Source organism: Pseudomonas sp. TE50-2, from assembly GCF_040813665.1.
GTDB classification, from domain to species: domain Bacteria; phylum Pseudomonadota; class Gammaproteobacteria; order Pseudomonadales; family Pseudomonadaceae; genus Aquipseudomonas; species Aquipseudomonas soli.
In genome coordinates this window covers 3,092,105-3,107,085 of sequence record NZ_JBFNXN010000001.1, presented here as the reverse complement: position 1 = coordinate 3,107,085, position 14,981 = coordinate 3,092,105, and the positions used below count along the sequence as shown (strand labels likewise).

Sequence of the window (14,981 nt, the reverse complement as noted above, 5' to 3'; positions counted from 1 at the left end):
CTATGCGTTGCCTGTTGTTCGTTTGCCTGCTGATCTGCAGCCTGCCCACGCTCGCCCTCGACCGCTCGCGGGTCGAGGGCTACCTGTTGCCCAACGGCTTGCAGGTGATCCTCAAGTCCGGCTATGAGCGCGACCATGTGTCGATCCGCCTGGTGGTGGGCGTGGGCCTGGACGACTTCGACTGTGACCAGCGCGAGCTGCCACACCTGCTCGAGCACCTGCTGTTCAGCGGTATCGACGAGACGGGCGAGGGCGGCCTGGAGGAGCGTATCCAGGCCCTGGGCGGGGAGTGGAACGCCTTCACCAGCAGCGCCGACACCACCTTCGTCATCGAAGCCCCGGCGCGCAACCAGCGCAAGGTGCTCGACCTGCTGCTGGCGGTGGTCCGCGATACCCAAATCGACGCCAAGGCGCTAGCCACCGCGAAAAAGATCATCGAACGCGAGGACGGTGGCCATTACGGCCGCCTGCAGCGTTGGCTCGATCGCCAGGACATCGGCCACCCAGCCAGTGACCAGCTGGCTACCGAGCTGGGCCTGAAATGCCCCGAGCGCTCCAACCTCGACGACATGACCCTGGAACAGGTCCAGCAGTTGCGCGAGCACTGGTATGTGGCCAACAACATGTCGCTGATCGTCGTCGGCGGCCTCGACCGCCTGCTGCCAGCCTACCTGGAACGCACCTTTGGCGAGCTGCCGGCGACCGAGCCCGAAGAACGCCGTAACCTCGAAAGCATCAGCCAGCAGGCCGAGCAGCGCCGCGACCTGACCCGCGGCTGGCTGGGCGACAGCGTCAAGTTGCACTGGCTGTTCATCGAGCCGACCCTGGAGGAGGGGCATGACCAGACCCTCGAGCTGCTGTCGCGCTACCTCGACTGGGCGCTGTACGACCAGTTGCGCCTGCGCCACGGGTTGTCCTACGGGCCGTCGGCACAACGCGAGAGCTTTGGCGACAGCGGGCTGCTCAGCCTGAATGCCGACCTCGAGCGCCAGGACCTCGACAAGGCACTCAAGGTACTCGAGCAGTTGTTCGACCACCTGCGCAAGCATGGCCTGGACCCGGACACCTTCGCCCGCATCAAGGAGGCGACGATTGCCCGGGAAAGCTGGACCACCCAGGGCAACGCGGCGCTCGCCGACTACTACTGGGGGGCGCTGAACGCCTACGAGGACGGGCGTTTCACCGACCCGGTGCGAGAGCTTCGCCAGGTCAGCCTGAAACAGGCCGATGCGGCGCTGCGCGAGCTGCTCAAGGAGCCAGGGTACCTGCGCATCGAAAAGCCGTTGCTGGGGTATGACGAGCTGTATGGGTTGGTGGCGTTGTTGCTGGGGTTGATCCTGGCCGCGGGGCTGGTCCGCCGGCGCCGCGTGGTGGCCAATCGCCCCAGTGGTGCTACACGGGAGCCTTGATTCGGCGGTATCCTGTCGGCCAACAGCGTCTGCGTGGGAGCGGGCTTGCCCCGCGATGGTCATCGCGGGGCAAGCCCGCTCCCACGACGCCTCGAACACGCCTTTTCCTGTTGTAAACCCATGCCCCCACTCCCCAGCTTCATCCTGCGCATCATCGAGCTGCTCAAACGCTACCCCGGCATCATCGCGCTCTACGGTTTCCTCTCGGGGATCGGCAGCTTCATCCTGGTCGACCGCCAGGCCGGCCTTGCCCGGTGGATCGCCATCGCGATGCTGGTCAGCTGGGTCTGGCTGATGCTGGAGAACACCCTCACCGAGCTGTTCGCCCGCACCTTCAAGCGCGAGATCCCGCAACCGCTGCTGCGCTTCGCGACGCAGATGATCCACCAGGAAAGCCTGTTCTTCGTCCTGCCGTTCTTCTTCATCACCACCACCTGGAACAGCGGCCAGCTGGTGTTCACCGGCCTGCTCGGTGCCGCGGGGCTGATCTCGATCGTCGACCCGCTGTACCACAAGTGGCTGGCGCCGCGGCGCTGGCTGTTCCTGGCGCTGCACACCCTGACGCTGTTCGCGGCCATGCTCACGGCATTGCCGATCATCCTGCACCTGACCACCGCGCAAAGCTTCAAGCTGGCACTGATCGCCGCCATGGCGCTGTCGTTCCCGAGCCTGGCCAGCAGCTTCCCGATCAACAACTGGCGCCGCGGCGTGGCCCTGGTGCTGGTGACCCTGGCAGTGGGCGGCGGCGGCTGGCTGCTGCGCTCCTGGGTGCCGCCGGCCACGCTGTGGATGACCGACGTGGCGATCAGCACCGAGGTGCTCAACCGTCAGCCGGGCGCGTCGCTGGAGGAAGTGGCGGCCAGCCGCATTCGCAGTGGCGGGCTGTATGCCTACACCGCAATCAACGCGCCGCGCGGGCTGAACGAGCGCATCTACCATGTGTGGCAACTCGACGGCAAAGAGGTCGACCGTATCGCCCTGGACATCCACGGCGGGCGCAAGGAGGGCTACCGCGCCTGGACCCACAAGCAGAACTTCCCGCCCAATCCGGTGGGCAAGTGGCAGGTGAGGGTGCTGACCGAGGACGGGCAGGTGATCGGAGTGTTGCGGTTCAAGGTGGTGGACTCCTGACAAGATCGCGGTGCAAGTCGCATCGGCGCACCGCCGCTCCCACGCCATGATTCTGGTGGGAGCGGGCCTGCCCCGTGATGGGCTATGATCTGAGTCGCCGATTCCCCAGTCAGATGCATGGAGCCTATGACCGCCCCGAGCGCTACCCTGGACACCCAGCAGCAGCCCACCCGCCTGCGCATCGTCGGCGACTGGACCCTGGCCCACTACGCCGAGCTCAAGCGCGAATGCGAGCGCCTGGGCAGCCAGTACGGCGATGACACCCAGGTCGACCTCAGCCAGCTGGGCCGCCTGGACACCGCCGGCGCCTCGCTGCTGGCCGAGCTGCTGGGCTCCGAACGCCTGTCGCGTTGCAGCGACGAACTCCCCGACGCCAGCCGCGCCTTGCTGAAGAACGTCTACTGCTCGGTGCAGGACTACTGCATCCCGGTCAAGGAACCGGAGCAGCCAGTGCTGCTGCTCCTGCTGGCGCGCATCGGCCGCGCCGTCGACCAGCTGTGGCAGGACACCACCCAGGTGCTGGGTTTCATCGGCCTGATCCTGCAGACCTTGTTCCTGCGCCTGTTCCAGCCGCATCGCTGGCGGGTCACCCCGGTGGTCGCGCACCTCGAGCAGACCGGCCTGGACGCCGCGCCCATCGTCGCCTTGCTGACCTTTCTGGTCGGCGCCGTTGTGGCCTTCCTGGGCGCCACGGTGCTGGCCGACTTCGGCGCGACGATCTTCACCGTCGACCTGGTGGCGTTCTCCTTCCTGCGCGAGTTCGCCGTGCTGCTGACCGCCATTCTCATGGCCGGGCGCACCGCCAGCGCGTTCACCGCGCAGATCGGCTCGATGAAGGCCAACGAAGAGATCGACGCCATTCGCACCCTGGGCCTCAACCCGATCGAGCTGCTGGTTGTGCCCAGAGTGCTGGCACTGTTGATCGCATTGCCATTGCTGACCTTCGTCGCGATGCTTTGCGGCATGATCGGTGGCGCGGTGGTCTGCGCCCTGACCCTGGATATCTCGCCGGCCATGTTCCTCTCGCTGCTGCAGAGTGACATCGGCGTGCAGCATTTCCTGGTGGGCATGGCGAAGGCGCCGTTCTTCGCTTTCCTGATCGCCGCCATCGGCTGCCTGGAAGGCTTCAAGGTCAGCGGCAGCGCCGAGTCGGTGGGTGCCCACACCACCTCCGCCGTGGTGCAATCGATCTTCGTGGTCATCGTGCTGGACGCGGTGGCCGCGCTGTTCTTCATGGAGATGGGCTGGTGACTGAAGCCGTGATCGAAGCCCGGGGCCTGTGCAACCGCTTCGGCAGCCAGAGCGTGCACGAGAACCTCGACCTGGACCTGTACCGCGGTGAGATCCTCGCCGTGGTCGGCGGTTCGGGCAGCGGCAAGTCGGTGCTGCTGCGCAGCATCGTCGGCCTGCGCCGGCCCAATGAAGGTACGGTCAAGGTGTTCGGCCAGGACCTGGCCACGCTCGACGAAAACCAGCGCTCGCTGGTCGAACGCCGCTTCGGCGTGCTGTTCCAGAAGGGCGCACTGTTCTCCTCGCTGACCGTTACCGAGAACGTCGCCCTGCCGCTGATCGAGCATGCCGGGCTGTCACGGGCCGACGCCGAACACCTGGCCGGGGTTAAGCTGGCGTTGGCCGGGCTGCCGATCAGCGCTGCCGACAAGTACCCGGCCTCTCTGTCCGGCGGCATGATCAAGCGCGCCGCGCTGGCCCGCGCCCTGGCCCTGGACCCGGACATCCTGTTCCTCGACGAGCCCACCGCCGGCCTCGACCCGATCGGCGCCGCCGCCTTCGACCAGTTGATCCTTACCCTGCGCGACGCCCTGGGCCTGTCGGTGTTCCTCATCACCCACGACCTGGACACCCTCTACACCATTACCGACCGGGTGGCGGTGCTGTCGCAGAAGAAGGTGCTGGTAGCCGGGCCCCTGGCCGAGGTCGAGCAGACAGTTGATCCCTGGATTCACGAATACTTTCACGGCCCGCGCGGCCGGGCGGCCGAAGACGCCGCCCTGCGCGCCCGCCAGGAGCGCTGAACGATGGAAACCCGAGCTCATCATGTCCTGATCGGCCTGGTCACCGTGCTGGTGGTGGCGGGCGCCATGCTATTCGGCCTGTGGCTGACCAAGTCCAGTGTCGACGACGCGTTCAAGGACTACGAAGTGGTGTTCAACGAGGCGGTCTCGGGCCTGTCCCGCGGCAGCCCGGTGCAGTACAACGGCATCAAGGTCGGTGATGTCAGCAGCCTGCGCCTGGACCCGAAGGACCCGCGCCGGGTCCTGGCTCGCGTGCGCCTGAGCGGCGACACGCCGGTCAAGGAGGACACCCAGGCCAAGCTGACCCTGGCGGGAGTGACCGGCAACTCGTTCATCCAGCTCAGCGGCGGCACGCCGCAAAGCCCGGAACTCAAGGGCAAGGATGGCAAGCTGCCGGTGATCGTCGCCTCACCTTCACCAATCTCGCGCCTGCTCAACGACAGCAGCGACCTGGTGACCAACATCAACCTGTTGCTGCACAACGCCAACCAGATGTTCTCCTCGAGCAATATCGAGCGCCTCAGCAATACCTTGGCCAACCTCGAGCAGACCACCGGCGCCTTCGCCAACCAGAAGGGCGGGATTTCCGAGGCCATCGAACAGTTGGCTCAGGTCGGCAAGCAAGCCAATGCCACCCTGGCCGAGACCCAGGCCCTGATGCGCAATGCCAACGGCCTGCTGGGCACCCAGGGCAAGCAGGCCATCGGCAGCGCCGAGCAGGCCATGCAGTCGCTGGCCGAAAGCACCGCGACCATCAACAGCCTGTTGCAGGACAACCGCCAGTCCCTGGACGACGGTGCCCAGGGCCTGAACCAGATCGCCCCGGCAATCCGCGAACTGCGCGAGACCCTCAACTCGCTCAAGGGCATCTCCCGGCGCCTGGAAGCCGACCCCAGCGGCTACCTGCTGGGCCGCGACAACAACAAGGAGTTCCAGCCATGAAGCTGTCGCTGCGCCTGGCCGCACTCGTTACCGCCCTGAGCCTGGCTTCGGCCTGCTCGATCCTGCCACAGTCCGAGCCTGTGGATATCTATCGCCTGCCGGTGGGCCAGACCGCCCGCAGTGCCGCGCCGCTGGACTGGTCGCTGCGCCTGAACAAGCCACTGGCCAGCGAAGCCCTGGCCGGGCCACGTATAGCGGTCATTCCCCAGGGGGATGTGATCAGCAGCTACAAGGGCGCCCGCTGGAGCGACCCGACGCCGATGCTGGTGCGCAATCGCCTGCTCGACGGCTTCCAGCGCGATGGCCGAGTGCAGCGCCTGAGTGCCGACGACAGCAACCTGCAAGCGGACTACGAGCTGGGTGGCGAACTGCAGGCGTTCCAGAGCGAGTACCGCCCAGGCGGGGCGGTGGAGGTGGTGATCCGCTACGATGCCCGGCTGGTGCAGGGCCGCAGCCAGCGCATCCTCGCGAGCAAACGCTTCGAGGTACGCCAGCCGCTAGGCAGCCAGCAAGTGCCGGCGGTGGTCGCCGGCTTCGGTACGGCCAGCGACCAGCTGGCGCGCCAGGTGGTCGACTGGACCGTCAGCCAGGCTCAGGCAAAGAACCAGTAGCAGACGAAGATCGCCGCGATCACCCCGGACAGCTCGGCCAGCAGCGCGCAGCCCACCGCATGGCGCACGCGCTGGATACCCACCGCGCCGAAGTACACCGCCAGCACGTAGAAGGTGGTTTCGGTGCTGCCCTGGATGGTCGCCGCCACCAGCGCCGGGAAGCTGTCCACGCCCTGGGTCTGCATGGTCTCGATCAGCATCGCCCGCGCCGCGCTGCCGGAGAACGGCTTGACCAGCGCCGTGGGCAGGCCCTCGACGAAGCGCGTATCCAGGCCCATCCAGGTCACCGCGTGGCGGATGCCGTCCAGGGCCAGCTCCAGGGCGCCGGAGGCACGCAACACGCCCACGGCCACCAGCATCGCCACCAGGTAGGGCAGCAGCCCCTTGGCCACGTCGAAACCCTCCTTGGCGCCCTCGACGAAGGCCTCGTACACCTGCACCCGCCGCAACGCGCCGATCACCAGGAACAGGATGATCACGCCGAACAGCGTCAGGTTGCCCAGGATCGAGGACAGGCTGGCCAGCGCGGCCGCCGACAGCGTGCCGAGAAACGCCATGAAGCCACCCAGCAACAGCGCGCCAGGGATCAGGTAGGCAAGCACCACCGGGTCCCACAGGCGCAGGCGCTGCATCACCGCCACCGACAGCAGGCCGACCAGGGTCGAGCAACTGGTGGCCAGCAGGATCGGCAGGAACACCATGGTCGGGTCAGGCGCGCCTTGCTGGGCGCGGTACATGAAGATGGTCACCGGCAACAGGGTCAGCGACGAGGCATTGAGCACCAGGAACAGGATCTGCGCGTTGCTCGCCGTGGTGCTGCTGGGGTTGAGCTCCTGCAGCGAGCGCATGGCCTTCAAGCCGATGGGCGTGGCGGCGTTGTCCAGGCCCAGGCCGTTGGCGGCGAAGTTCATGGTGATCAGGCCCAGGGCAGGGTGGCCCGGCGGTACCTCCGGCATCAGCCGGGCGAACAGCGGCCCGAGGACCTTGGCCAGCCATTCGACGATGCCGGCCTTCTCGGCAATCTTGAGAAAACCCAGCCACAGGGTCAGGGTGCCGAACAGCAGGACCATCACCTCTACCGAGAGCTTGGCCATGGCGAAGATGCTCTCGACCATCGCGGCGAAGATGCCGGCATTGCCGCCCACCAGCCATTGGCCCAGGGCGCTGATGGCCGCAATCAGGAAAAAGCCGAGCCAGAGGCCGTTGAGCATCCGTGTGTTCCCCCGTGAAAAATGCCCGAATGATAGCGCAATCAACGTGCGCGCTGTTGGGGGCTCTTCGCACCCCATCGCCGGCAAGCCGGCTCCCACAGGGATTTGCGATACCCGTGTGGGAGCCGGCTTGCCGGCGATGGGGCCAGTGTGGGTAACACGGCCGCGGTCAACTTTCAGACAGCAAAAAGCCCCGACAAGTCGGGGCTCTTCGTTCAGCTCAGCGGCTTACTGGTTGACGGTCTTGCCCGCCACCACGGCCTCTTTCTTGCCTTTTTCCAGCACCAGCGACTTGTAGTACGCCTCGCCTTTCTCGGCGTCGTACATGCCCTGCCACTTGGCGATGACCACTGCGGCCAGGGCGTTGCCGACCACGTTCAGCGCGGTACGGGCCATGTCCATGATGCGGTCGACACCGGCGATGAAGGCCAGGCCTTCCAGCGGAATGCCCACGCTGCCCAGGGTGGCCAGCAGTACCACGAACGATACACCCGGCACGCCGGCGATACCCTTGGAGGTGACCATCAGGGTCAGCACCAGCAGCAGCTGCTGGCTCCAGGACAGGTCGATGCCATACAGCTGGGCGATGAAGATCGCCGCGATGCTCTGGTACAGGGTCGAACCGTCGAGGTTGAACGAGTAGCCGGTCGGGACCACGAACGAGCAGATCGACTTCGGCGCACCGTACTTCTCCATCTTCTCGATCACGCGCGGCAGCACGGTCTCGGAGCTGGAGGTGGAGTAGGCGAGGATCAGCTCATCTTTCATGATGCGCATGATCTTGATCACCGAGAAGCCGAACAGGCGAGCCACCAGGCCCAGCACCATGAAGGCGAAGAAGGCGATGGCGAAGTACACCAGCAGCACCAGCTTGGCCAGCGGCAGCAGCGAGCTGAAGCCGAAGTTGGCGACAGTCACGGCGATCAGGGCGAACACACCGATCGGCGCGTAGTTCATGATCATGTGGGTGACCTTGAACATGGTCTCCGACACGCCCTGGAAGGTACGCACCAGCGGCTCGCGCAGATCGGCGTTGAGGCTCGACAAGCCCATGCCGAACATCACCGAGAAGAAGATGATCGGCAGCATCTCGCCACGCATCAGCGCCGCGAAGATATTCGACGGGATCAGGTTGAGCAGGGTCTCGATGAACGCGTGCTCATGCTGCACCTCGGCCGCGGTGGCCTGGTACTTGGAGATGTCGACGGTGCCCAGGGTGCTCATGTCGATGCCGGCGCCCGGGTGGAACACGTTGGCCAGGACCAGGCCGACGACGATGGCGATGGTGGTCACCACCTCGAAGTAGATGATGGTCTTCAGGCCGATACTGCCCAGTTTCTTCGCGTCGCCTACCCCGGCGATGCCCACGATCAGCGACGAAATCACGATCGGGACGACGATCATCTTGATCAGGCGAATGAAGATATCGCCGGCTGGCTGGAGGACGTTGCTGATCCACCATGCCTTTTCTGCACTGAAATGATTCAGTAGCGCGCCGACTGCAACGCCCAGCAACAGACCGATGACGATCTGCCAGGCGAGGCTCAGTTTTGCCTTCTTCATGTCATTACCCTTTGTTGTAGTGGTCACGGGCACCTGACGGAAAGTCGCGTTCCAGAGCGCTTCAAAGCTTCTAGGCGGCTGCATGTTCCGTTCCGGGCCCCTCTGTAAGGACACCGCGAGCGAGCATTTCTGGCGCTCGGGCCAAGGAAAAAGGCGGCAACTATTGCGACGTGGGCAGGGGCAGTCTAATGCCGGAAACGACTACCCCATGCCGAATCAGCATGAGACCAGAAGCCAAAATCGAGCATCGCCAAAGCCTTGATTTTCAACGTTCGGATTTCCGAACAAGGCCAATGCGCCATTTTTCGGCAGATTTGCAGGTATGAAAGAAGTGGGTTTGATGGCGTGTTCGACAATCCGAATGGCTGAAATGCCACACCGGCTGACCTGTCGGACAACTAAAAAAATTTCGATATACGGTAGCGACAAAATGTGTCTGAAGTGAAAAGTCGCTCGTATGGATAGATAAATCCCTACAGGCGCTTCGGAAGCCAGATCGGTCACGTCCTCAACCCGACCCGATCGACCTGCAACTTCCGATGCCACCCTCTCCTGACCCGGCCCATGATGGAGGCACTCCCTGTACCCCTAGGCCACTCCGACCCTGCAACAGTCAGAACGGCCCGGCCCCCTGGTCATGCGCCGTCCCTCCTCGGGGCGGCGCATCATAGAAGCCTGAAAGATAAAAAGGTTCAGCTTCTATAGCGTTACAGTGCGCGACCGCTGGTCAGTACCAGTTCGGGTCACGCTTGAGCTGCTCCTGCAGCAAAGCTTTCATGCCTTCGTCCGGCTTGCCCAACCAGCGGTAGTCCGCATGGCGGGTCGGCGACTTGTCTGCGGGCAGGCCCTCCGGCACTTCCACGAGCATGCCGTAGGCTTCATCCTTGTCCCAGCTGAAGGCCACGACCAGGCGCTTGTAGGTGCAATTGCCCTCGGATTCGCAGAGCGGACCAACCAGATACTGGTCGCCGTCCTCGGTCACCGCCGACATCTGCTGTGCCGAGCTGCCGCTGAGGTTGATCACCCATTCCGGCAAGCGCTCTTCTTTCTTTATCGTCTTCTGCCAGGTCTTCTGATATTCGGGGTCCGAGCCAAGCAACTGGTTGACCCGGACCTGGCCGTCATTGGCGGCCAGCGCCGACGCACCACTGCCCAGCAGCAGTGCGACGGCCAAGGCTTTCGGGAGCATCCTGCTCATGATCGTCAACCTCTACCGCGGCCGAAGAAGAAGGAGGCAACGAACAGCACCAGGAAGACGATGAACAGGATCTTCGCGATACCGGTCGCAGCGCCGGCGATACCACCAAAGCCCAGGACTGCGGCAATAATGGCGATGATCAGGAAGGTGATAGCCCAACTCAGCATGATGTTTCTCCTTTTCTTGTACGAAATCGGTCAGCAGTGTCAGAACACCCAACGTTGCTGGGGCTCGACGCGGTCGAGAACGGCAGGGGCAGTATCGGCACTGGGCAGTGGCTGGGCGGCCTTGACCAAGGTGCTGGCGTGGGTCGTTGCCCGCATTTGCGTCAACAGCGCGGTCTGCGCCGCCACTTGCTCGGCCAGCCGGGCGGTCTGCCAGCTGTGATGGAACAGGCCGACCGCCAAGGTCAGCAGCAGGGCCATGCCGAGGAACAGCAGCTGCTGCAGGGGTACTACAGCGCTCTGCGTGCGGTTGACGTTGGGGCGATTCATGCCGGCTCCTCCTGCAGTACTTGTTATCCGTTCTTGGGAAGATCAGTGCAGCCTGCATGCCAGCCATGAAACTCTAAATAAATCCTTTTAAATCAATTACTTATTAAATATACACATACCAGTGAAGGACGTATCCTGCACGATGCGCCTACAAGGGTTCGTGCGATTTGCACGATCAGCCCTCTACCTTGGTGGCGATCTTCAACAGATCGGCGTCTACGCCGCGCACCCCGACGATCTGCCTGGCGACGTCCACGGCTATGGCCTTCTGCTCGCTGCTGACCACCTCGCCGGATAACCTGACCAGGCCCTCTTCACTGGCTACCTTGATGTTCAGCCCGTCCAGGTTGCGGCTGAAGCGGTAGCTGGCCTGGATCTTGTCGACGATCCAGCTGTCGCTGGGCTGCGGCCCTGTCGGGGCATCGACAGGCTTTTCCCGGGCCTTGGCCAGGGCCGTGCTGTCCAGGCTGACCAGGTTGTTGACCAGATGTACCCCATCGGTAGTACGCGCCAGCACCCCGGCAAGCTCCTTGGCCTCAGGGCTGTCCACCTTGCCGCGCAGGGTCACCACGCCTTCGCGGCTTTCCACCTCGATAGCGGCCTTCTCGGTAACCCGGCTCCACAGCAGCCGTGCGCGCACCACCGCGCCGAGGGTGGCGTCTTCCAGACGCTGGGCGTAGGCACGCAATTCCAGGGGCCTGTCCACCAGGCCTGGGTCGATCCGCAATTGGTTATCCACCTGCTCGATCCCGCGCGTGGCCAGGGCCACCTGTTCGGCCAGCATGCGTTCCACCGGGTTTTCCACTTCGCCCGAAAGCCGTGCCCGCTGGCCTTCGACTTCTACCTTTATAGGGAAGGCGTTGAGCATGGTGTTAAGGGACAGCGCCGTCTGCAGGGCGCCTTCAAGGCGCGCGTCCTGCACCGGGTCAGCCTGGGCCTGGGCGACAATCGACAACACACAAGCCGCCAGCACGGCCATTCGAGGGTAAATAGACATCACAAAACCTCCTTTCGCATCACTCAACCCATGACTCTCGCAACCGACATGCCAGCTATTTGCCCACAATCAACTTTAGATTTATCAGCCACTTAGCCATCATGAAGGCATGCGGCTAGCATGCATGGGACAGAATCAATCAGAATCGACCATGCAACTTGCCCGATTTTTCCGACACTAATTGAGATCAATCCCAAAGGAGCGCAGGAAATGGAATCAGCCCAGGACAACCAAGGCCGCATTCTGCTGGTGGACGACGAGTCCGCCATCCTGCGTACCTTCCGCTACTGCCTCGAGGACGAGGGCTACAGCGTGGCGACCGCCAACAGCGCCGCCCAGGCTGAGACCCTGCTGCAGCGCCAGGTGTTCGACCTGTGCTTCCTCGACCTGCGCCTGGGCGAGGACAACGGCCTGGACGTATTGGCGCAAATGCGCATCCAGGCGCCATGGATGCGGGTGGTCATCGTCACTGCCCACTCGGCCATCGATACCGCGGTGGACGCCATCCAGGCCGGCGCCGCCGATTACCTGGTCAAGCCCTGCAGCCCCGACCAACTGCGCCTGGCCACGGCCAAGCAGCTGGAAGTGCGCCAGCTGTCGGCGCGCCTGGAGGCCCTCGAGGGTGAAGTACGCAAGCCCAAGGACGGCCTGGACTCCCACAGCCCGGCGATGATGGCGGTGCTGGAAACCGCCCGCCAGGTGGCGACCACCGATGCCAACATTCTCATCCTCGGTGAGTCCGGTACCGGCAAGGGCGAACTGGCACGCGCCATCCATGGCTGGAGCAAGCGCGCACGCAAGGCCTGCGTGACCATCAACTGCCCGTCGTTGAATGCCGAGCTGATGGAAAGCGAGCTGTTCGGCCACACCCGTGGCGCCTTCACCGGTGCCAGTGAAAGTACCCTGGGGCGGGTCAGCCAGGCCGATGGTGGCACGCTGTTCCTTGACGAGATCGGTGATTTTCCCCTCACCTTGCAACCAAAGTTGCTGCGTTTCATCCAGGACAAAGAGTACGAGCGGGTCGGTGACCCGGTCACACGACGGGCGGATGTACGGATCCTCGCGGCCACCAACCTCAACCTCGACGAGATGGTGCGCGAGAACCGTTTCCGCGAAGACTTGTTGTACCGGTTGAACGTGATCACCTTGCACCTGCCACCCCTGCGCGAGCGCAGTGAAGACATCCTGACCCTGGCCGACCGTTTCCTGGCGCGCTTCGTCAAGGAGTACTCGCGCCCGGCCCGTGGCTTCAGCGACGAAGCGCGCGTGGCGCTGCTGAACTACCGCTGGCCGGGCAACATCCGCGAACTGCGCAACGTGATCGAGCGCGCCAGCATCATCTGCCCACAGGAACGTGTGGAGATCAGCCACCTAGGCATGGCTGAGCAACCCGCCGGCAACGCGCCGCGGGTCGGTGCGGCGCTGAGCCTGGACGAGCTGGAACGTGCCCATATCGGCGCGGTGCTGGCCACCAGCGACACCCTCGACCAGGCCGCCAAGACCCTGGGTATCGACGCCTCCACCCTGTACCGCAAGCGCAAGCAGTACAACCTATGAAATGGCCGATGAAGCTGCGCACGCGGCTGTTCCTGAGTATCTCGGCGCTGGTCACCGTGGCCTTGCTGGGCTTGCTGCTGGGGTTGTTCAGTGTGCTGCAGATGGCAGCGCTGCAGCAGCGCGTGGTGCAGGACACCACCCAGACCCTGGAGCTGGCCCTGAAGCTGCGCCAGAACCTGGGTGAGCAGCTCAACCTCATCCTCGACGAGGACACCGCCCCAAGCACCCTCGTCACCCTGCAGGATCAGTTCCAGACACTGCTCAAGCAGGGGCTGGAACAAGGCGGCGAGCGTACCGGTTTCAGCAAGGCCGCCAGCAACTACCAGGCATTCGTCCAGGCCTATCGGCAGAGTCCGGCGCCCGCTCGCAGCATGGGTGTGGACCAGCCCCTCGGCGCCGCCTTCAACCAGGTGCGCACCGATCTGCTCGACTCGCACCGCCAGGCCCTGGAGCACATCACCCGCAGCGAGGAGGCATCGCGCGACCACGCCTTGCTTATCAGTGGCCTGCTCGGCCTGATGGGCCTCGTCGTGCTGGTCCTCGGCTTCATCACCGCGCACAACATCGCGCGCCGCTTTGGCCAGCCGATCGAGGCGCTGGCCAAGGCCGCCGACCAGGTCGGCCAGGGCAACTTCGACGTCACCCTGCCGGTGACCCAGGCCACCGAGCTCAGCCTGCTGACCCGCCGCTTCGGCCTGATGGCCGACGCCCTGCGCAAGCACCAGGCCACCAATGTCGATGAGCTGCAGGCTGGCCAGCAGCGCCTGCAGGCGGTACTGGACAGCATTGACGATGGCCTGCTGATCATCGACCGGCAAGGGCGCCTGGAGCACCTCAACCCGGTGGCCCAGCGCCAGCTCGGCTGGGATCCCAGCCGCCTCGGCGCAAGCCTGGCCGAAGCCCTGCAACGCCCCGAGCTGGAACAACAACTGCGCCAGGTGCTGCGTGGCGGCAGCCTGGACCGACTGCCGGAGGACCTGAGCCTGGAGGTGGATGAAGAAACCAGGCTGCTGACCTATAGCCTGACCCCGGTCAGCCACCCCGAAGGACCCATTCTCGGCGCGGTGATGGTGCTGCACGATGTCACCGAACAACGCGCGTTCGAACGGGTACGCAGCGAATTCGTACTGCGTGCTTCCCATGAGCTGCGCACACCCGTCACGGGCATGCACATGGCGTTCGGGCTGTTGCGCGAACGTGTCAGCTTCCCGCCCGAAGCGCGGGAGAACGACCTGCTCGAAACCATTGCCGAGGAAATGCAGCGCCTCACCCAATTGATCAACGACCTGCTCAACTTCTCCCGCTATCAAAGCGGCTTGCAGAAGCTGGAACTGGCCCCCTGTTCATTGGAGGAACTGTTCGAGCGCGCCCAGGCGCGTTTCATCGAACAAGCCTCGGGCAAGCAGATCGAGATCATCCGCGAGCTGGAACCACCACTGCCACGCATCCAGGCCGATGTCGCGCAGCTCGACCGGGTGCTGGACAACCTGCTGCACAACGCCATTCGCCACACCGGCTCCGGAGGGCGTATCCGCCTGCATGCCCGGCGGCATGCCGAGCGGGTGATCATCAGCGTCGAGGACAACGGCGAAGGCATCGCCTATGGCCAGCAAGGACGGATCTTCGAGCCGTTCGTGCAGGTAGGGCGCAAGAAGGGCGGGGCCGGGCTGGGTCTGGCGCTGTGCAAGGAAATCGTGCAGCTGCATGGCGGGCGGATGGGCGTGTTCTCACGGCCGGGGCAGGGGACACAGTTCTATATGGCGTTGCCTGTTTGATTACTGCACCGCCAACCTTACTTCCACTAATGGCAAACCCACTGGGGCGATGAAATTCAA

15 protein-coding genes are annotated in these 14,981 nt (G+C 64.3%); 8 read left to right on the top strand and 7 right to left on the bottom strand.

Annotation, left to right across the window (positions count from 1 at the left end):
• Window positions 1-2: 2 nt before the first annotated feature.
• The 6 genes from AAHK21_RS14145 (at window position 3) to AAHK21_RS14120 (ending at window position 6,126) form a co-directional block, all read left to right on the top strand.
• On the top strand, window positions 3-1,409 hold the full coding sequence (locus AAHK21_RS14145; RefSeq protein ID WP_367857555.1) for a M16 family metallopeptidase: 1,407 nt from the start codon (window positions 3-5) through the stop codon (window positions 1,407-1,409).
• Window positions 1,410-1,529: 120 nt separating this feature from the next.
• Window positions 1,530-2,540, top strand: a complete 1,011-nt coding sequence (locus AAHK21_RS14140) for a DUF5924 family protein (protein WP_367857554.1) — start codon at window positions 1,530-1,532, stop codon at window positions 2,538-2,540.
• Between the two features lie 117 nt (window positions 2,541-2,657).
• Entirely contained in the window at window positions 2,658-3,791 is a 1,134-nt protein-coding gene (locus tag AAHK21_RS14135; RefSeq protein ID WP_367857553.1) for an ABC transporter permease, read from the top strand.
• Window positions 3,788-4,573: an ABC transporter ATP-binding protein gene (locus tag AAHK21_RS14130; RefSeq protein WP_046853637.1), complete on the top strand. Its 786-nt coding sequence runs from the start codon at window positions 3,788-3,790 to the stop codon at window positions 4,571-4,573. Before AAHK21_RS14135 ends, AAHK21_RS14130 begins: the two co-directional genes overlap by 4 nt.
• A 3-nt stretch (window positions 4,574-4,576) precedes the next feature.
• Window positions 4,577-5,515, top strand: a complete 939-nt coding sequence (locus AAHK21_RS14125) for an MlaD family protein (protein ID WP_046853636.1) — start codon at window positions 4,577-4,579, stop codon at window positions 5,513-5,515.
• Window positions 5,512-6,126: an ABC-type transport auxiliary lipoprotein family protein gene (locus AAHK21_RS14120; protein WP_367857552.1), complete on the top strand. Its 615-nt coding sequence runs from the start codon at window positions 5,512-5,514 to the stop codon at window positions 6,124-6,126. The genes AAHK21_RS14125 and AAHK21_RS14120 overlap by 4 nt, the downstream gene beginning before the upstream one ends.
• Here the strand turns inward: AAHK21_RS14120 and AAHK21_RS14115 are convergent.
• From AAHK21_RS14115 to AAHK21_RS14085, 7 genes are all read right to left on the bottom strand, one after another.
• Window positions 6,108-7,337: a nucleoside recognition domain-containing protein gene (locus tag AAHK21_RS14115; RefSeq protein WP_046853634.1), complete on the bottom strand. Its 1,230-nt coding sequence runs from the start codon at window positions 7,335-7,337 to the stop codon at window positions 6,108-6,110. The genes AAHK21_RS14120 and AAHK21_RS14115 overlap by 19 nt on opposite strands.
• 228 nt (window positions 7,338-7,565) lie before the next feature.
• Window positions 7,566-8,900 (bottom strand): glutamate/aspartate:proton symporter GltP, encoded by a 1,335-nt coding sequence (gene gltP / locus AAHK21_RS14110; protein WP_023629390.1) that lies wholly within the window; start codon window positions 8,898-8,900, stop codon window positions 7,566-7,568.
• 216 nt (window positions 8,901-9,116) lie between these two features.
• Window positions 9,117-9,404: a hypothetical protein gene (locus AAHK21_RS14105; RefSeq protein ID WP_367857551.1), complete on the bottom strand. Its 288-nt coding sequence runs from the start codon at window positions 9,402-9,404 to the stop codon at window positions 9,117-9,119.
• A 223-nt stretch (window positions 9,405-9,627) separates the two neighbouring features.
• Window positions 9,628-10,098, bottom strand: coding sequence for an inhibitor of vertebrate lysozyme family protein (locus AAHK21_RS14100; protein WP_031314662.1), 471 nt, complete (start codon window positions 10,096-10,098; stop codon window positions 9,628-9,630).
• Window positions 10,099-10,103: 5 nt separating this feature from the next.
• Complete coding sequence (locus AAHK21_RS14095) at window positions 10,104-10,265, bottom strand: DUF1328 domain-containing protein (protein WP_008092060.1); 162 nt, start codon at window positions 10,263-10,265, stop codon at window positions 10,104-10,106.
• 39 nt (window positions 10,266-10,304) lie between these two features.
• Window positions 10,305-10,592, bottom strand: coding sequence for a hypothetical protein (locus AAHK21_RS14090; protein WP_367857550.1), 288 nt, complete (start codon window positions 10,590-10,592; stop codon window positions 10,305-10,307).
• A gap of 175 nt (window positions 10,593-10,767) precedes the next feature.
• Window positions 10,768-11,589 carry a BON domain-containing protein gene (locus AAHK21_RS14085; RefSeq protein ID WP_367857549.1) on the bottom strand — a complete coding sequence of 274 codons (822 nt, stop codon included), beginning with the start codon at window positions 11,587-11,589 and terminating at the stop codon, window positions 10,768-10,770.
• Between the two features lie 210 nt (window positions 11,590-11,799).
• Here AAHK21_RS14085 and algB point away from each other — a divergent pair, with 210 nt between their 5' ends.
• The gene (gene algB, locus AAHK21_RS14080; protein WP_367857548.1) at window positions 11,800-13,146 is read left to right on the top strand and encodes a sigma-54-dependent response regulator transcription factor AlgB; all 1,347 of its coding nucleotides are present in this window, start codon (window positions 11,800-11,802) and stop codon (window positions 13,144-13,146) included.
• Window positions 13,143-14,921 (top strand): KinB sensor domain-containing domain, encoded by a 1,779-nt coding sequence (locus AAHK21_RS14075; RefSeq protein ID WP_367857547.1) that lies wholly within the window; start codon window positions 13,143-13,145, stop codon window positions 14,919-14,921. Before algB ends, AAHK21_RS14075 begins: the two co-directional genes overlap by 4 nt.
• Window positions 14,922-14,981 lie beyond the last annotated feature (60 nt).